This window comes from Promicromonospora sp. NPDC050880, from assembly GCF_044456525.1.
Taxonomy (GTDB): domain Bacteria; phylum Actinomycetota; class Actinomycetes; order Actinomycetales; family Cellulomonadaceae; genus Promicromonospora.
In genome coordinates this window covers 106858-122755 of the sequence record NZ_JBITFV010000012.1, presented here as the reverse complement: position 1 = coordinate 122755, position 15898 = coordinate 106858, and the positions used below count along the sequence as shown (strand labels likewise).

Below are 15898 nucleotides of genomic sequence, written 5' to 3'. Positions count from 1 at the left end.
GGAGCCCTCACAGTGTCCGTCCCCCTGCCGCCCGCCCTCGACCTGATCCTGCCGGTGCTGCGCTGCCCCGCCTGCGGTGCCGACCTGTCGCCCGGTGACGGCGCACTGCGCTGCCCGCGGCGGCACAGCTTCGACGTGGCCCGGCACGGGTACGCCGGCCTGCTGACCGGCGCACGCGCGACCAGCGGGGACGACGGCCCCATGGCGCGGGCGCGACGCGACTTCCTGGCTGCGGGCAGGTACGCGCCGGTGCGCGACGCCGTGGCCGACCTGGCCGGCGAGGCCGGCCCGGTCGATCGGGCCGCGACCGTGCTCGACGTCGGGTGCGGCACCGGCTACTACCTCGCCGGTGTGCTGGACGCCCTCCCGGGCTCCGTCGGCCTCGGGCTGGACACGTCCGCGCACGCGTTGCGCGTGGCGGCGAAGGCCCACGCCCGGGCCGCCGCGGCGACCTGGGACGTGTTCCGGCCGTTCCCGGTCGCGACGGAGCAGGTCGACGTGGTGCTGGACGTGTTCGCCCCGCGCAACCCGGCCGAGTTCCACCGGGTGCTGCGCCCGGGTGGCGTGCTCGTGGTGGTACGGCCGTTCGGCGGGCACCTGGCCGAGCTGCGCCGCCAGGTCGCGCGGATGGTGGCCGTCGACCCCGACAAGGAGCGGCGCCTGCACGACGCGCTCGACCCGTGGTTCGAGGCGGTGCGCACGCGCGAGGTCGAGTACGTGACCCCGCTGACCCGACAGGAGGCGCTCGACCTGGTGCTCATGACACCCAGCGCACGTCACGTGACGGCGGCCGAGCTGTCCGACGACGACCTGCCCGGGCAGGTCACCGTCTCGGTGCTGGCCACCGCCTACCGGCGGCGCTGAGCCGGGCGCCGTCAGCCGGCGGGCGCCGTCAGCCGGCCGGCGACGGGAGCGGGGCGGGGTCGGTGGGGCAGCTCTCCGACAGCCGGGGCTGGCCGGTGGGCCGTGTGGAGCCCGCCGGGGTGGGCACGGCCGTCCCCGGCGGCAGGCATTCGCCCGGCCCGGACGTCGATCCCGTCCCGGGAGTCGCGGGCAGGTCGGGTGCGGGTGCAGGCGAGACCGTCCCGCCGGGTACGGCCCGCTCCGGCTCCGGCCACGACGCGGCGACGCCGGTCGCGGCGCCGCCGAGCAGTGCCAGCGCGGCCGCCAGGGCCCAGACCCGCGTGCGTACGCGCGGGAGCGTGGGGCGTTGACCGTGCCGGAGGATCTCGACCTCCGTCACGGGCGCTCCGCCGTCGTCGGGGAGCACGCCGGGGCCGGACCGTGCCCGCGCGAGCGCGTCGGCCCGCGTGCGGGCCAGGTCCAGCTCGCCGTCGACCTCGCTCAGGGCCCGCCGGGCGCGGGTCAGGGCATCGTCCCTTCGTCCCATCTCAGTTCTCCTGCCCTTCGGTCACGGTGCGGTAGGCGGCACGCAGGCGGCGTCGGGCCCGGTACACACGGGTGGCGGCGGACGGCGTGGAGCAGCCCAGCACGCGTGCGATCTCGGCGGTGCTCAGCTCCGCGGCCGCCAGCAGCTCGACCACCTCGCGGTCCGCGGGCCGCAGGAGGTCCAGGGCCCGGTGCAGGACGTCGAGCTCGTCGACCAGCCGCGCGTCGTCCCCGCCGGGGGCCGCAGGGTGCCGCCCGGCCCGTTCGGCGAGCGCGGTCCGCCGTCGTTCGGCCCGCACCTGGTTGGCCAGCACCCGCCGGGCCACCGCGAGCAACCAGGCGCGCGGCTCGTCGGGGACCGCCCCCTTGCGCCAGGCGATGGCGAACACCTCGGCCACGACGTCCTCCGCCTCGGCGGCCCCGAGCCGCGTCCGGGCGTACCGGTGCACGGCGTGCGCGTGCTCGGCGAAGAGCGACTCGGTCTGCTCCGGGGTGAGCGGGGCCGGGGCGGGTTCGCGCGGCTCGGTGTCGGTGGTCAGCGTGGTCTCCAGGTCGGGCGGCGTCGTGCGGCGTCGGGCAGGTGTCGGGTCGGTGGGCGCGGGTCTGCACAGGGGTCGGTGTCCGGCAGCGCCTCGTCCATGACAGCCGGCCCGGTGTGGACCACGTCACACGGCCGGGCCGTCATGGGGAGCGTTCCGGCGCACACTGACCACCACGTGACTCTCAACGCATCCAACACTCCTGTCCCGTCCACCACCAACGCGTCCCGGCGTCGGCGTGCCCTGCGGGGTCCGGTGGCCCGCGGGGTCGCCGCCGCGGGCGGCGCGCTCGCCGTGGCGCTGCTGGCCACGGCCTGCACGCAGGCCGCCGCGGCCGAGGACACGGCGCCCGCGCCGACCGTCCCCGCCGAGGCGGCGCAGCACCCGAAGGCTCCCGCGCCCGCCGAGGCCGGACCCCGCGACACCGGGGCCGACGCCGCGTCCGAGGCGTCGCCGGTCCCGGTCGCGCCGGACGAGGCGGCTCCGGGTGAGGCCGCACCGGCCGACCCGGCCGAGCCGTCGCCCGTGCCCACGGTGCCCGGGGAGCCCGCGACCTCCGGACGGGGCGAGCCGTCGCCCGCGCCGGCCGCTCCCCGGACTGCTCCCTCGGACCAGGGTGAGCCGAGGCCCGTCCCGACGGTCCCCGGTCAGCCGGCCGAGGGCCTCGTCGTCACCGGCTGAGCCACGGGTCGCCGCCCGGTGCCGGCCCGTCCGGCGCGGGGCGGCGACCACCGTCGGACGGGCCGGGTGGCGAGCTCAGCGCGCCGCCCGTGCCCCCGTCGTGCGCAGGTACTGCGTGAACAGCTCGGCCGTCCGCCCGGCGCCGTCCTCCTGCCGCAGGCGCTCGCCCAGGTCGGCGGCGCGCTCGCGCATCGCCTCGTCGGTGGTCGCCCGGGTGATCGCCCCGGCGAGGCGGTCGGCGTCGAGCTGCTTCACCGGGACCGGGTCGGGACCGACGCCGAGCTCGGCCACCCGGCGGCCCCAGCTGAACTGGTCCACGGCCACCGGCGTGACGATCGACGGGATGCCGGCGCGCAGCCCGGCCGCCGTCGTCCCGGCGCCTCCGTGGTGCACGGCCGCGGCGAGGCGGGGGAACAGCCAGTCGTACGGCGCGGAGTCGATGCGCAGCACGTGCTCCGGGAGCTCGCGGTCGCGGCCGAGGTCGGCCCAGCCGCTGATCAGGATGCCGCGGCGCCCGGTGCGGTCCAGGGCTTCCAGGAACGCGTCGACGAGCCGCCCGGGGTGCGCCGTCGGCACGCTGCCCAGGCCGAACGAGACGGGTGGCTCGCCCGCGTCGAGGAACCGCGCCAGCTCGGCGGGCGGCTCCCACCCGGCGGGCCTGCTGGTCGGCAGGTAGCCCGTGACCTGGATGCGGGGGTGCCAGTCGGCGGGACGGGGCAGCACCAGCGGGCTGTACGCGTAGTACAGCGGCATGCCCTGCCGGTCCTGGAGCAGGCGCGCGTTCGTCCGCAGCGGCGGCAGCCCGAGGACCTCCCGGCGCTGGCGGTTCACCCCCGGCTGCTGCATCGCGCGCCAGGTCATCTGGTCCGCGGCCCACCAGGCGGCCCGGTCGCGCAGGGCGCCGTGCCGGCGCCCGTCGCCGAGGAGGAACGGCGGGAACTCGCGGGTGGGCGTGACGGGAAAGAACTGCAGGTCGGCGCACGGGATGCCGAGCTTCTCGGCCACGCTGTAGCCGTAGAGCGCGGTGGGGCCCTTGTAGAGCATCGCCTCGCTGTTCTTCGTGACGCGCCAGATGTCGCTGATGACCTGCGGCAGCATCTGCTTGCGGTTCCTGGCGCCGTAGGCCATGAACCGCAGCATGTTGCCCGACTCGACCAGCTCCACGAGCTCCGGGTTGTCGGCGTACCGGGGCAGGGTCGGGCCGAACGCGTCGAAGTCCACGCCGTACGACGCGGCCAGGCCGGCGAAGTCCGGTGAACCGACCACCGTCGGGTCGTGGCCCTGGTCGCGGAGCGCGAGGGCCAGGCTGAACAGCGGCTCGACGTCGCCGCGCGAGCCGGCCGTGAGGAGGGTGATCTGCATGGGAATCCTTCCGACGTGCGCGGGTCAGGCCTGGGCCGGTGTCCCGGCGCCCGCATCGAGGACACCGTCGAGCAGCGCCAGGGCCGCCTCGGTGTCCACGTCCGGTGGCGTCAGCATCCGGTCGATCATCTCGGTGACGGTGTCGATCAGGGCGTCGGGCGAGGGGCTGCCGGGGCGGCCCTGGTGCTCCTGGACGGCGCGCATGATCGCGGCCGTGAGGGCCTCCAGGACGGCGGCCACCGACGCGATGTCGACGCCCGGCCGGACGACGCCCGCCTCCTGCTGACGGCGCAGGAAGAGGCCGAGGAACTCCGGTCCGGCGGGGCCGGGCATGGTCGCCTCCGGGTCGCGCAGGTAGCGCCCGAACACCTGCGGGTCGCGGGTGGCGATCGCCGTGAGCAGCGGGTCGCCCGCCACCACCCGGAAGCCGGCGCGGTAGATGCTGCCCGGCGTGCCCGGCCGGGGCTCCGCGGACAGGGCCGTGCGCCAGCGGACGGCGTAGCCGGCGAGGGCACGGGCGGCGACGGCGTCGACCAGCTCGCGCTTCGAGGCGAAGTGCCGGTAGACGATCGTGCGGCTCAGGCCCGCCGCCTCGGCGACGTCCACCATGGTCAGCTTGTCGTAGCCGCGGCTCAGCAGCACGCCGGTGGCGGCCTCGAGCAGGGCGTCCCGGCGCTGTTCGCCGTCGACCATGGTTCCCCTTGTGACACTGCGACGATATCTGTCACAGTGTTGCGCCGCGCGAAGGCGCTTGTCAAGGACGGGGTTGTGCCGATGTCGGCGGGGCGACGCTGCTGCGCGTGCTGCAGGGAACGCTCCCGCGGGACGGCGGCAGCGTGGCCGTGCGCGGGCTGACGCTGCCGCCCGGCGTGGCCATGGCGCCCCCGCTCATGTCGCTGACGCCGCAGGCACCCCACGTCTTCAGCGGTCAGCTGCACCGTCTCGCGGCCGCGCGGATGCTGGCCCACCCCGCGGACGTGCTGCTGATCGACGACCTCTCGGCGTCGCTCGACGTCGAGACCGAGCGGCTGCTGCTGGACAACCTGCTGTCCCGGTCGCGCGGCAGCGTGCTGGTGGTGGTGAGCAACCGGGCGTCGGTGCTGGACCGGGCGGACCAGGTGCACCGGCTGGTCCCGGGCTCCTGACCGGTGGGGAGCCGCCGGCGGCGCAGAACGCCCGCGTCAGCCCGTGGCCTTGGCCGCCGCCTTCTGCGCCTTCTTGAACGCCCGGACCTCCTGCAGCGTCTCGGCGCTGGTCACGTCCGCGATCGAGCGGCGCGAGCCCTCCTCGCCGAACTCGCCCGCCGCCTCGCGCCAGTCCTCCGGCCGCACGCCGCGCTGCTTGCCGAGCAGCGCCAGGAAGATCTTGGCCTTGCGCTCCCCGTACCCCGGCAGCGCGTTGAGCCGGCGGAGCACCTCGCGGCCGGTGGGAGCGCCGCCGTCGGCCCCGGGGTCGGTCCAGATCCGGGAGGCGTCGCCGTCGTACTCGTCCACCACGGTGTGCGCGAGCTCCAGGACGCGGCCCGCCATGGACCGGCCGTAACGGTGGATGGCCGGTGGCGTCGTCGCCAGGGCCACGAACTCGTCGGGGTCCGCCTCCGCGATGGCGCGCACGTCGAAGGAGCCCATGCGGTCGCGGATCTTGCCGGGGCCGGCGAAGGCATGTTCCATCGGGAACTGTTGATCAAGCAGCATGCCGACCAGCAGTGCGAACGGGTCGTCGCTGAGCAGCCGGTCCGTGTCGGGGTCGCCGGTGATCCAGAGCTCGGTAGCCATGAGCCCATTGTGACCCACCGGCCCGGCCCCGCACTCAGGGGATCAGCCGGTCCGCGATCTCCAGCGTGTCCGTCGTGAAGTGCCCGTCGTCGCGCACCACGAGCGTGCCGCCCAGGCGGTCGAACATGGCGCGCCCCTGCTCGGCGTCGCAGCCGAACTCGTCGGTCACCGAGTTGAGGAAGACGAGGTCGCGGGCGTGCGCCCGGATGGCGTCCCAGTCGTAGGACTCCTGGAGGACCGGCTCCGGCCCGGGGCTCGGGTTGGTCGAGTAGCCGCCCACCAGCACCGCCTGCGCCACGGTGACGTCCAGGTGCTCCAGGAGCGCGAGCAGCAGCGCCGCCCCGCCCGAGTGCCCCACCAGCACCGTGTCCTCGTCGAACGTGTGCGCGTCCAGCACCGTGGGCAGGAACGTGGTGATCGGCTCGACGTTCGTGCCGGGGTGGTGCGGCGTCTCGACGTCGTACCCGCGTGCCCGCAGCCGGTCCGCGAGCCACGGGTACCAGATCCACGCCGGGTCGGCGTTCGTCCCGTGGAAGATGATCGCCCTGCGTCCCATCAGCTCTCCTTCGCTCGTCCCGGCACGGCGGCCGGTGCGGGGTCGATCGCCAGGTTGACCTGGTCGAGCACCGGCTCGAAGCCGATCGCGGCGTACGTCCGGTTCGACACGGGGTTGTCCCGGTCGGTGTAGAGGCAGACCCGGTCGCCGGCGTCGAGCACCCGCTGGGCGACGTCGGCGACGAGCGCCCGGGCGTAGCCACGCCCGCGGTGCGCCGCGGGCGTGTAGACCGGCCCGATCCGCACCACACCGAACGACGGCGGCCGCGCGGCCGTGAGCTGCACGCTCTCGTCGCCGACGTCCCACAACCAGATGTCGCCGTCCAGGATCCGGCCGCGGGCGCCGCCGATCCGCAGCGGTTCTGCCTCGGGCGCGCGTCCGGCCTGGGCGTCCGCGTCGGCGTGGAAGACGGCGAACCACTCCTCGACCAGGGCGAGGTCGGCGAGCGTGGCCCGGCGTGCGCGGCCCGGCGGCGCGGGCTCGGGGCGCGTGACCGTCCGGGCCTCCCAGAGGCGGTCCGGCCGGCCCTCGTGCACGGTACCGCCCGTGGCCCGCAGCACCTCGTCCGTGTACGCGCGGACGGCGGACCGGGCACCGTTCGCCGAGGTCAGCGCCGGTTCGCCGGCCCGGGCGGTGTGGTCCAGGGCGGTGCGGGCCAGCAGCCGCGCCGCGTCGTCCGGCAGGGCGGGCACCCAGACCGTGTGCGGCGCGTACGGCATGGTCCGCATCGCCACGCCGACGACGACGCCGCGCGCGTCCCGGACGACCGCCCACCACATCGGAGAGGTGGGCCGACCGCCGGCCGGGAGCGTCCGCGCGGCGTGGTGCGTCACCGAGGCGACGACGCTCCACACCACCGGGTCGGCGGCCAGCAGATCGCCGGCGACGGCCAGCACCGTCGCCGGGTCGTCGTGCAGCTCGACGTGGTACCCGCTGCTCACCTCGCTGCTCATGCGCCAGATCCTGACACGCCGCCCGCGCCGGATCGAGCCCGTCGTGCAGCCGGCGCCCCGCACTGCCGCCCCGCACTGCCGCCCCGCACTGCCGCCGCACTCCGGCGTCAGCGGATCAGCCGTACCTCCAGCACGTCCGTGTCCGGGTCGGTCGCCGTGACGCCGTCGGGCAGGAAACCTGCGCGCTGGAAGAACTTGCGGGCGCGGGGGTTGGACGCGAACGTCCAGATCTGGGCCGCGGTGCCGGGCGGGAGGGCGTTCTCCAGCAGGGCGTGGCCCACGTTGGTGCCGTGGTAGCTCGGGTCGACGTACAGCTCGTGGAGCTCGACCGCCCGGACGGGCGGGTGGCCCAGGTGGGGGCCGGACGGGTTCTTCATCGCGAAGCCGACGATCTTGTCGCCCACCTCGGCGACCAGTGCCTTGTTGCCGGCGGCGAGGATGCGCATCCAGCCCTCGGTGCGGGTGCCGAGCGTCTCGGTCTCCCAGTGCGCGGGCGGCAGCAGGTCGCCGAAGACCGCCCGCCGCGTGGTCCAGTGCACCGCGGCGATGCCGACGGCGTCGTCCGGGGTCGAGGCGCGGACGTGGAAATCTGACATGGGTGGAACGGTAACCCGACTACCTGACCATCCGGACCTCCGCCAGGTCGGCGGCGTTCGTGTCGAGCACGCGCGCGCCCTCCATGGCGAAGCCGTTGCGCTCGTAGAAGCGCCGGGCGCGCGGGTTGTCCTCGGCGACCCAGAGCTGGGCGGCGGTCCCGGGCGGCACGACGGCGTCCAGCAGCGCCTGCCCGACGCCGGTCCCGTGGTGGGCCGCCAGGACGTACAGGAGGTAGAGCTGCTGGTCGCGCACGGGCAGCACGTCGTCCTGCTCCACGGACTCGCCGGCCATCGCGATGCCGACCACCTCGCCGGCGACCTCCGCGACCACCGGGGCAGCACCGTTGCCCAGCCATCGTTCCCACGTCGCCACGCGGCGCTCCAGGGTGGCGGTGACCCAGAACTCGGGCGGCAGGACGGACCCGTAGGTGGTGACCCAGGTGGTGTGGTGCACCCGGGCGACCGCGGCGGCGTCGGACAGCGTGGCTGTACGCAAGTTCACGACGCGCAAGATACTCCCGCGCCAGGCGGCCGGGGGACAGCGGGCCCCGGGCAGGTGTCAGGCGCGGTGCAGCGTGCCGACCAGGCACTCCTTGACGCCGACCGTCGACAGGGCACGCGCCGGCACGGGGGCGAGCCAGCCGACCGCCTCCGCGGCGGGCACCAGGCGCACGTCGCGCACCTCGAACTCGTCTCCGCCGCGCGTCAGCCGCACCGTGCCGGAGCTCATCGTGTTGCGGGCCCAGTCGGTGCCCGGACCCCACGGGAGCGGCAGCACGGCCACGACCTGCTCCTGCGGCTGGGCCGCGAACGCGACCAGCGGGGTGGCGTACTCCGTGCCGGACCTGCGCCCCACGTGGTGCAGCACGACCCACGGCGGGACGTGACCGGCGATGCGGAGCATCCACGGGTTGAGGACCTTGCCTGCCTGGACGACGATCTCGGGTGCGGCCATGGCCCCCATCATGGTTCAGGAGCGGCGATCCGTCAGCCTGAGCCGGACCCGGTCCCCGGCCGTCGCTCGAAGGACAGCACGGGACGGCCCGTCCGCGGATGGGTCAGCACGTCGACCCGCACCCCGTAGACGGGTTCCAGCACCGCCGGCACCAGCACCTCGCCGACCGGCCCCGCCGCCACGACCCGGCCGCGGGCCAGCAGCACCACGTGGTCGCAGGTCGCCGCCGCGAGGTTGAGGTCGTGCAGGGCGGTCACGACGGTCACGCCGTCCGCCGCGAGGTCGCGCAGCACCCGCATGGCGTCGAGCTGTGCGGCGATGTCCAGGTGGTTGGTCGGTTCGTCGAGCAGCAGCAGCCGCGGCTGCTGGGCCAGCGCCCGGGCCATGTGCACGCGTTGGCGCTCGCCGCCCGACAGCGTGGCGATCTCCCGGCCGGCCAGGCCCTCGGCCCCGGCCGTGGCCAGGGCGGCGCGCGCGGCGGCGCGGTCGGCGTCGGAGTCGCCGGCGAGCAGGGCGCGGTGCGGGATGCGGCCCAGCAGCACGGCGTCCAGTACCGACAGGGGCAGGTCGGTGGTGGCGTCCTGCTCCACCAGGGCGAGCACGCGGGCGCGCTCGCGCCGGGAGAGCGCGGCCAGGTCCGTGCCGCCGAACGTCGCGGGCACCGGGTCCGAGGGCGCCCCGCCCGACGGCGCCCCGCTCCGTCCCGCCTGCTGCACCCCGGCCAGGACCCGCAGCAGCGTCGACTTGCCGGACCCGTTGGGGCCCAGCAGCCCCGTGACGGCGCCGGGCGGGGCCAGGACGCCCACGTCGTCCAGGATCAGCCGGCCGTCGATCTGCCAGGTGACGGCGGCGGCCGCGAGGCCCGCGCCGGTCGCCTCCTGCGTCGCCGGCCGGGGGTCCACCGAGGGTCCCGCGCTCATCGCCGGGCTCCCTTCCAGAGCAGGAACGCGAAGACGGGGGCACCGATCGCCGCGGTGACGATGCCCACCGGCAGCTCCCGGGGCTCGAACACGGTGCGGGCCAGCGTGTCCGCCCAGACCAGGAACGAGGCCCCGGCCAGCGCCGACAGGGGCAGCAGCAGGCGGTGCCGCGCGCCGGTCAGCAGCCGCACCGCGTGCGGCAGGATCAGCCCGACGAACCCGATGGACCCGCTCTGCGACACGAGCGCGCCCGTCAGCAGGGCGACGCCGACCAGCAGCACCCAGCGCGTCCGCTGCACGGACACCCCCAGGGCGGCCGCGGCCGTGTCCCCGAACGTGAACGCGTCGAGCACCGAGCCGCTCAGCGCGAGCGGCACACCGACCAGGAGCACGGCACCGCCCGCGACGGCCACCGACGTCCACGTCGCCGACGCGACGGAGCCCATCAGCCACGACAGCACCTCCCGGAAGGCGTCGCCCGTGGCCGACCAGAAGATCACGAACGAGACCGCCGCCGCGCAGAGCTGGCTGATCGCGAGCCCTGCGAGCACCGTGCGGGTGGGCGTGATCGTCCCGAGCGCACCGGCCAGCGTCAGCGCGAGGGCCAGTGCGCCGACCGCGCCGGCGAATGCCGCCACCGGCAGCAGGAGCGGCACGCCCACGAGCAGCACCAGCACGGCGCCGAGCGACGCGCCCGACGACAGGCCCAGCAGGTACGGGTCGGCGAGCGGGTTGCGGGTGAGCGACTGCATCACGGCACCGCACAGCGCGAGGCCCGCGCCCACGGCCGCCGCCGTGAGGATCCGCGGCATGCGCAGCTGCCACACCATGCCGTCGCGCAGCGCGGTGAGCGGCTCCAGGCCGAGCGGTCCGCCCAGCCCGAGGTGGCTGGCCACCGACCGCCACACCTCGGACAGCGCCAGGTCCGCGGGACCGATCGTGACCGCCACGCCCACGCTCAGCACGAGCACCACGGCCGCGCCGGGCAGGGCGAGCCCGGCTCTGCCCGGGCCCGTCCGTCCCGCCGTACCGCGTGCGCTCACCGGTCGAGGTCCGCCAGCTGGTCCACCACCGAGGCCACGGCGTCGACGTTGCGGACGCCCGCCTCGGTCGCCGGGAACGGCACCACCACGTACCGCTCCTCCTTGACCGCCGTCATCTCCCGCGTGGCCGGGTTCGACTCCAGGGCCTCGATCTTCGCGTCCGCGGGGTTCCAGGCGGCGTCCACCAGCACGACGACGTCCGGGTCCGCCTCCACGATGCTCTCCCAGCCCAGGGAGGTCCAGGTGTCGTGGACATCGGCCGCGACGTTCGTGAGCCCCGCGGCCTCCATGATCATCTGCGGGGCGCCGATGCCTGCCCCCACGTACGGGGTGTCGTCACCCGAGGACCACCACAGGGCCGTCAGCCCCCGGTCGTCCGGCTCGATCGCGTCCAGCGCCGCACGCTGCTCCTCGACCAGGGCCGCGGCGGCCTCCTCGGCGTTGAACAGGGTGCCCACCTCCGTGATCTCGTCGAAGACCGTGTCGAACGTCAGCGGGTCCGGCATGTAGCCCTCCGCCTTGCAGGCGGCGGGGGAGACGTACGTGGTGACGCCGAGACCCGCGAGCGTCGCGCGGTCGCCCGCCGTCTCGGCCGTGAGGTTGGACTCCCAGCCCGCGTAGACCAGGTCCGGCTCGAGGGCCAGCGTCGCCTCGGAACCCGGCGCCTCGTCCGCGAACGGCTCCTCGACGGCGGGAACCGTCTCCAGGGAGTCCGGCACGGGCCCGTCGAGGAACGCCGACCCGACGATCCGGTCGCCCAGCCCCAGGGCCAGCAGCATCTCCGTCGTCGACGACTTGATCGTCACCACGCGCTCCGGTGGCGCCTCGACGGTGGTCTCGAACCCGCAGTTGTCGAGGGTCACGGGAAAGGCGCCCGACGCCGACGCCGCGGCGTCGGGCTCGTCGGCGGCCGTGGCCGAGCAGGCGGCCAGGGCGAGAGCCGCGGCCGCGGTCACGGCGGGCAGGGCGTACCGCCCGCGCGAGCGGACGGCGGACAGGGCGCGGCGGGCGCTGTCCGCCCCGCTGGGCAGGGACGGGCGGGCAGGTCGGACACGGTGGGGGTGCACGGATGGCTCCAGGGGTCGGCGAACGGCCCACGACCGCAGGACCGTGGGCGAGCAGCGACGCGCCATCTCGCGTCCGGGGTGGGAAGCGGCTCACAGCGAGAGCCGCGTCGGCGGGCCAGAGGAGGGCCCGCGACCCGCCGCCACGATACACCGGGGGAGAGACACGGCCGGTGCGGTTTTCGCTGTGAGCGTCGGGCGTGGGGTGCCGGCCCCGCGGGGTCGTGTCGCCGGCGGCCCGGCCGCGGCGCCGTCCGCGAGCGACCGGACCACGCCCGTGCCTGGCGGGGCTGGTCGTCGCCCTCTTCGCGGGCTACGCCGCCGGGCTGCTCCGCTGAGCCGGCGGCTACAGTGCGGCCATGAGCGACAGCACCGCCCCCGAGACCGCCACCCCCGAGACCATCCCGACCCGCCGCGCCCTGGTGACCGGGGCGTCGTCGGGCATCGGCGCCGCGACCGTGCGCCGCCTGCGCGCCGACGGCTGGACCGTCGTGGCCGCCGCCCGCCGCGCGGACCGGCTGGAGGCGCTCGCCGCGGAGACGGGCTGCGAGGTCTACGCCGTCGACCTGACCGACGGCGACGCCGTGGCCGCGCTCGCCGGCCACCTCGGCGCCACCGGCGGCCTCGACGCCGTGGTCAACAACGCCGGCGGGGCCTTCGGCCTGGACCGCGTCGAGGACGCCGACATCGACGGCTGGCGCCGCATGTACGAGATCAACGTGCTCGGCACGCTCCGCGTCACCCAGGCCGTGCTGCCCCTGCTGCGGGCCGCGGGCGCGGCCAGGGGCGTGGCCGACGTCGTGAACGTGACCTCCACCGCCGCCCAGGGCGCCTACGAGGGCGGTGCCGGCTACACCGGCGCCAAGCACGCCGAGCACATGCTGTCCCAGACGCTGCGCTGGGAGACCGCGGGCGAACCCCTGCGCGTCATCGAGATCGCGCCGGGCGCCGTCGCCACGGAGGAGTTCTCGCTGGTGCGCTTCGGCGGGGACGCCGAGAAGGCCGCCGCCGTCTACGAGGGCTACACGCCCCTGGTCGCCGACGACGTCGCCGACACCATCGCCTGGACCCTTTCCCGCCCGCACCACGTGAACATCGACCTCGTGACGATCCGCCCCCGGGCCCAGGCCCACAACTCGAAGATCGTCCGCGGCACGGGCGTCTGACGGGCGGGCCTTACGGAGTCGTGACGGTCCGCCCTCGTCCCCGCGCAAGCGTGGATCGGCGTGCCAGGCTGGGCACATGACCCAGGCAACCGACACCCCGGCGACCTCGCGGACCGACCGTCCGCCGCACGACGGGTGGTGGGCGGCCCTCGCCGGCGTCGTCGCCGGGGGCGCGGGGCTGGCCGTCGCTGAGCTCGTGGCCGCGCTCGTCGCGCCCGGCTCCAGCACCCTGTTCGCGGGCGGCGCCGCCGTGGTCGACGCCGTGCCCGGCTGGCTCAAGGATCTCGCGGTGCAGTGGTTCGGCACCGCCGACAAGGCGGTGCTGCTCGGCACGATGGGAGTGGTGCTCGCCGCCGGCGCGGCGCTCGCGGGCTGGGCCGAGCTGCGCCGTCCGCCCCTGGGGTCCCAGCTCATCGGCGGCGTGGGCGTCATCGGCGCGATCGTCGCGGTGCTGCGCCCGGAGGCGACGCCGCTGTGGGCGCTGCCCAGCCTGATCGGGATCGGCGGCGCCGTGCTCGCGCTGCGCGCGGCCGTGGCACGCCTGCGGCCGGAGCCGGACCTGCGGTCCCCGGGGGCCGGCGTGGTGGACCGGCGCGGTTTCCTCGCCGCCACCGGGATCGCCGCGGGCGTCGCGGTGCTGGCGCTGGCGGGCTCGCGGGCGCTGTCGGCGGGGTCGGCCGCGGTGAGCGTGGTGCGGGACAAGATCCGGTTGCCGGCCGCGCGCCGGGCGGCCGCCCCCGTCCCTTCGGGCGCCGACCTGGGGCTCGACGGCCTGACCCCCTACGTCACCCCGAACCTGGACTTCTACCGGATCGACACGGCCCTGCGGGTGCCGCAGCTCGACCCGGCGGACTGGTCCCTGGAGGTGCGCGGCATGGTGGAGGAGCCGTTCACGATCACGTGGGACGAGCTGCTCGCGCTGCCGCTGGAGGAGCACCACGTGACGCTCGCCTGCGTCAGCAACACCGTGGGCGGCGACCTGATCGGCAACGCCCTGTGGCTGGGCTACCCGATCCGCGCCCTGCTGGAGCGGGCCAGGCCGCGGGCCGGTGCCGACATGGTGCTCTCCCGGAGCGACGACGGGTTCACCGCCGGCACCCCGCTCGAGGTGCTGCTGGACCCGAACCGGGACAGCCTGCTCGCGATCGGCATGAACGGCGAGCCGCTGCCGGTGGAGCACGGCTTCCCGGCGCGGCTCGTGGTGCCGGGCCTGTACGGCTACGTCTCGGCCACCAAGTGGGTGACGTCGCTGGAGGTCACCACCTTCGAGGCCGACCAGGGCTACTGGACGCCGCGCGGCTGGTCCGCGCTGGGGCCGGTCAAGGTGCAGTCCCGCATCGACGTGCCGCGGGGTTCCGCGGCACCGGGCGCCGTCACCGTGGCCGGGGTCGCGTGGGCGCAGCACACCGGCATCGGCGCGGTCGAGGTCCGGGCCGACGACGGCGAGTGGGTCACGGCCGAGCTCGCCGAGACCGTCGGGCCCGACACCTGGCGCCAGTGGCACGCCTCGCTCGACCTCGCCGAGGGCGACCACACGCTGACGGTCCGGGCCACGGACGCCGACGGCCTGGTCCAGACCGAGGCCGAGGCCCCGCCCGCGCCCGACGGCGCCACGGGCTGGCACACGGTGCAGGTCTCGGTGGGCTGACGCCGCCCGCCGGCAGCCCTCAGCAGAAGGGGGCGGACGCCGACGACGTGGCGGCGACGAGCAGCTCGTGGAGCTGTTCGCGCTGCGGACGGTCCAGGGCGGCGAAGACCTCGTCCTCCACGACCGACAGCGCGAGCTCCGCCTGGCAGAGCAGCGCCACGCCGTCGTCGGTCAGGGACACGACGTGCCGGCGCCTGTCCTGGGCCGAGCGGCGCCGCTCGGCCAGGCCGCGCCGCTCCAGCTCGTTGAGCAGGCCCACGACGTTGGTGCTGTCGAGCACGAGGGCCGCCGCGAGGTCCTGCTGGGTGATCTCGCCCCGCTCCCGCAGCACGGTCAGAGCCACGAGGTGCCGGGTGCGCAGACCGAGCGGGGTGAGCGCGGACTCGGACCGGCGGCGCAGGTGCCGCGCCAGGTAGTCGATCAGCGCGCCGGACCGGTTCAGGGACTGCTCCATGACCTGCTGCTCGTCCACGGCATCTCCCTCGTCGTCGCGCCCCCGCGCCACCACTCTACGGCGGTGCGGGGGCGTGACGTGCGCAATTATGCGGCGAGCGTCGCCGGATCAGGCCGTGGTGGTGGCCGGTGCCCAGAGGCTGTCGATCTCGGCCTCGGCCTGCCGGCGGCTCTCCTCGGCGAGCGGCACCAGGCCGGACATCGCGGGGGTCGACGCCGCCAGCGTGAGCTCCGCGGTGATGAACCGCGGCTCGATCCCCACCAGTGACAGGCCGTGCGGCAGCCAGGCGGAGGCGTGGTCCCAGCCGTGCCGCGGGGTGCCCTCGGCGTACCCGCCGCCGCGCGAGACCACGACGACGAAGTTGCAGCGGCCCAGCAGCCCCTCCCGGGTCTCGGGGTCGAAGCCCAGACCCGGCGCGACGAGGTGGTCCAGCCACGCCTTGACGGTGCTCGGCGGTCCGAAGTTGTAGATGGGCAGCCCGAGCAGCACGGTGTCCGCAGCCGCGATCTCGCCCGTGAGCTGCTCCATGCGGGACCAGGAGCGGGCCTGGTCCGGCGTGTGCTGGTCCTGGGGCACGCCGCGGCTGGTGTTGGCCGCCGCGTCGAAGTGGGGTACCGGGTCGGCAGCGAGGTCACGGTACGTGACCGTCCCGTCCGGGTGCGCAGCGCGCCAGGCGTCGGCAGCACGGGCGCTCAGCTGCCTGCTGACGGAGCTGTCACCCTGGATGCTCGCGTCGATGTGCAGCAGTGTTGCCATGGTGGAGGTCCTCCTGGAGATCGGTCGATCGGCCGATGCGG

General features: G+C 75.7%; 20 protein-coding genes. 5 read left to right on the top strand and 15 right to left on the bottom strand.

Annotated features, from left to right (window positions below; genetic code table 11):
- Positions 1-12 precede the first annotated feature (12 nt).
- Positions 13-864 (top strand): methyltransferase domain-containing protein, encoded by an 852-nt coding sequence (locus ACIBBF_RS18705; protein ID WP_397416198.1) that lies wholly within the window; start codon positions 13-15, stop codon positions 862-864.
- Positions 865-892: 28 nt separating this feature from the next.
- Here the strand turns inward: ACIBBF_RS18705 and ACIBBF_RS18700 are convergent, their stop codons facing one another.
- Together ACIBBF_RS18700 and ACIBBF_RS18695 are read right to left on the bottom strand one after the other, a co-directional pair.
- Positions 893-1390: a hypothetical protein gene (locus ACIBBF_RS18700; protein WP_397416195.1), complete on the bottom strand. Its 498-nt coding sequence runs from the start codon at positions 1388-1390 to the stop codon at positions 893-895.
- 1 nt (position 1391) lies between these two features.
- Entirely contained in the window at positions 1392-1838 is a 447-nt protein-coding gene (locus ACIBBF_RS18695) for an RNA polymerase sigma factor (protein WP_397416193.1), read from the bottom strand.
- 267 nt (positions 1839-2105) lie between these two features.
- On the opposite strand from ACIBBF_RS18695, the gene ACIBBF_RS18690 reads away from it, so the two are divergent.
- Positions 2106-2609, top strand: a complete 504-nt coding sequence (locus ACIBBF_RS18690; protein WP_397416192.1) for a hypothetical protein — start codon at positions 2106-2108, stop codon at positions 2607-2609.
- Positions 2610-2684: 75 nt separating this feature from the next.
- Here ACIBBF_RS18690 and ACIBBF_RS18685 read toward each other — a convergent pair whose 3' ends face one another.
- Together ACIBBF_RS18685 and ACIBBF_RS18680 are read right to left on the bottom strand one after the other, a co-directional pair.
- A complete protein-coding gene (locus ACIBBF_RS18685) occupies positions 2685-3971 on the bottom strand; it encodes a glycosyltransferase (protein ID WP_397416190.1) in 1287 nt (428 codons plus the stop codon).
- Positions 3972-3995: 24 nt separating this feature from the next.
- The gene (locus ACIBBF_RS18680; RefSeq protein ID WP_397416188.1) at positions 3996-4664 is read right to left on the bottom strand and encodes a TetR/AcrR family transcriptional regulator; all 669 of its coding nucleotides are present in this window, start codon (positions 4662-4664) and stop codon (positions 3996-3998) included.
- 107 nt (positions 4665-4771) lie between these two features.
- Here ACIBBF_RS18680 and ACIBBF_RS18675 point away from each other — a divergent pair, with 107 nt between their 5' ends.
- The gene (locus tag ACIBBF_RS18675) at positions 4772-5116 is read left to right on the top strand and encodes a hypothetical protein (protein WP_397416186.1); all 345 of its coding nucleotides are present in this window, start codon (positions 4772-4774) and stop codon (positions 5114-5116) included.
- Between the two features lie 36 nt (positions 5117-5152).
- Here ACIBBF_RS18675 and ACIBBF_RS18670 read toward each other — a convergent pair whose 3' ends face one another.
- The 9 genes from ACIBBF_RS18670 to ACIBBF_RS18630 all read right to left on the bottom strand — a co-directional run bounded on the left by ACIBBF_RS18670 (position 5153) and on the right by ACIBBF_RS18630 (position 11767).
- Complete coding sequence (locus ACIBBF_RS18670; RefSeq protein WP_397416184.1) at positions 5153-5746, bottom strand: HhH-GPD-type base excision DNA repair protein; 594 nt, start codon at positions 5744-5746, stop codon at positions 5153-5155.
- 34 nt (positions 5747-5780) lie between these two features.
- A complete protein-coding gene (locus ACIBBF_RS18665; protein ID WP_397416182.1) occupies positions 5781-6302 on the bottom strand; it encodes an alpha/beta fold hydrolase in 522 nt (173 codons plus the stop codon).
- On the bottom strand, positions 6302-7255 hold the full coding sequence (locus ACIBBF_RS18660) for a GNAT family N-acetyltransferase (RefSeq protein ID WP_397416179.1): 954 nt from the start codon (positions 7253-7255) through the stop codon (positions 6302-6304). Before ACIBBF_RS18660 ends, ACIBBF_RS18665 begins: the two co-directional genes overlap by 1 nt.
- A gap of 107 nt (positions 7256-7362) precedes the next feature.
- Entirely contained in the window at positions 7363-7851 is a 489-nt protein-coding gene (locus tag ACIBBF_RS18655) for a GNAT family N-acetyltransferase (RefSeq protein WP_397416177.1), read from the bottom strand.
- 19 nt (positions 7852-7870) lie between these two features.
- A complete protein-coding gene (locus ACIBBF_RS18650) occupies positions 7871-8353 on the bottom strand; it encodes a GNAT family N-acetyltransferase (protein ID WP_397416175.1) in 483 nt (160 codons plus the stop codon).
- A gap of 57 nt (positions 8354-8410) precedes the next feature.
- Entirely contained in the window at positions 8411-8806 is a 396-nt protein-coding gene (locus ACIBBF_RS18645; RefSeq protein ID WP_397416173.1) for a hypothetical protein, read from the bottom strand.
- Positions 8807-8838: 32 nt separating this feature from the next.
- Positions 8839-9726 carry an ATP-binding cassette domain-containing protein gene (locus tag ACIBBF_RS18640; protein ID WP_397416171.1) on the bottom strand — a complete coding sequence of 296 codons (888 nt, stop codon included), beginning with the start codon at positions 9724-9726 and terminating at the stop codon, positions 8839-8841.
- Positions 9723-10769, bottom strand: a complete 1047-nt coding sequence (locus tag ACIBBF_RS18635; RefSeq protein WP_397416169.1) for a putative F420-0 ABC transporter permease subunit — start codon at positions 10767-10769, stop codon at positions 9723-9725. Before ACIBBF_RS18635 ends, ACIBBF_RS18640 begins: the two co-directional genes overlap by 4 nt.
- Positions 10766-11767 carry a putative F420-0 ABC transporter substrate-binding protein gene (locus ACIBBF_RS18630; protein WP_397416315.1) on the bottom strand — a complete coding sequence of 334 codons (1002 nt, stop codon included), beginning with the start codon at positions 11765-11767 and terminating at the stop codon, positions 10766-10768. Before ACIBBF_RS18630 ends, ACIBBF_RS18635 begins: the two co-directional genes overlap by 4 nt.
- Before the next feature lie 425 nt (positions 11768-12192).
- Here ACIBBF_RS18630 and ACIBBF_RS18625 point away from each other — a divergent pair, with 425 nt between their 5' ends.
- Both ACIBBF_RS18625 and ACIBBF_RS18620 read left to right on the top strand, forming a co-directional pair.
- Complete coding sequence (locus ACIBBF_RS18625) at positions 12193-12999, top strand: SDR family oxidoreductase (RefSeq protein ID WP_397416167.1); 807 nt, start codon at positions 12193-12195, stop codon at positions 12997-12999.
- Positions 13000-13075: 76 nt separating this feature from the next.
- Positions 13076-14647: a molybdopterin-dependent oxidoreductase gene (locus ACIBBF_RS18620; RefSeq protein WP_397416165.1), complete on the top strand. Its 1572-nt coding sequence runs from the start codon at positions 13076-13078 to the stop codon at positions 14645-14647.
- A gap of 19 nt (positions 14648-14666) precedes the next feature.
- On the opposite strand, the gene ACIBBF_RS18615 is transcribed toward ACIBBF_RS18620, so the two are convergent.
- Positions 14667-15119, bottom strand: coding sequence for a MarR family winged helix-turn-helix transcriptional regulator (locus tag ACIBBF_RS18615; RefSeq protein ID WP_397416163.1), 453 nt, complete (start codon positions 15117-15119; stop codon positions 14667-14669).
- Between the two features lie 90 nt (positions 15120-15209).
- A complete protein-coding gene (locus ACIBBF_RS18610) occupies positions 15210-15857 on the bottom strand; it encodes an FMN-dependent NADH-azoreductase (RefSeq protein WP_397416161.1) in 648 nt (215 codons plus the stop codon).
- Positions 15858-15898 lie beyond the last annotated feature (41 nt).

Excerpts from the sequence above, each read along its gene's own strand:
- ACIBBF_RS18700 (WP_397416195.1), bottom strand. The coding sequence starts at position 1,390 with ATGGGACGAAGGGACGATGCCCTGACCCGCGCCCGGCGGGCCCTGAGC.
- ACIBBF_RS18625 (WP_397416167.1), top strand. The coding sequence starts at position 12,193 with ATGAGCGACAGCACCGCCCCCGAGACCGCCACCCCCGAGACCATCCCG.
- ACIBBF_RS18645 (WP_397416173.1), bottom strand. The coding sequence starts at position 8,806 with ATGGCCGCACCCGAGATCGTCGTCCAGGCAGGCAAGGTCCTCAACCCG.
- ACIBBF_RS18610 (WP_397416161.1), bottom strand. The coding sequence starts at position 15,857 with ATGGCAACACTGCTGCACATCGACGCGAGCATCCAGGGTGACAGCTCC.
- ACIBBF_RS18685 (WP_397416190.1), bottom strand. The coding sequence starts at position 3,971 with ATGCAGATCACCCTCCTCACGGCCGGCTCGCGCGGCGACGTCGAGCCG.
- ACIBBF_RS18680 (WP_397416188.1), bottom strand. The coding sequence starts at position 4,664 with ATGGTCGACGGCGAACAGCGCCGGGACGCCCTGCTCGAGGCCGCCACC.
- ACIBBF_RS18665 (WP_397416182.1), bottom strand. The coding sequence starts at position 6,302 with ATGGGACGCAGGGCGATCATCTTCCACGGGACGAACGCCGACCCGGCG.
- ACIBBF_RS18640 (WP_397416171.1), bottom strand. The coding sequence starts at position 9,726 with ATGAGCGCGGGACCCTCGGTGGACCCCCGGCCGGCGACGCAGGAGGCG.
- ACIBBF_RS18620 (WP_397416165.1), top strand. The coding sequence starts at position 13,076 with ATGACCCAGGCAACCGACACCCCGGCGACCTCGCGGACCGACCGTCCG.
- ACIBBF_RS18670 (WP_397416184.1), bottom strand. The coding sequence starts at position 5,746 with ATGGCTACCGAGCTCTGGATCACCGGCGACCCCGACACGGACCGGCTG.
- ACIBBF_RS18660 (WP_397416179.1), bottom strand. The coding sequence starts at position 7,255 with ATGAGCAGCGAGGTGAGCAGCGGGTACCACGTCGAGCTGCACGACGAC.
- ACIBBF_RS18655 (WP_397416177.1), bottom strand. The coding sequence starts at position 7,851 with ATGTCAGATTTCCACGTCCGCGCCTCGACCCCGGACGACGCCGTCGGC.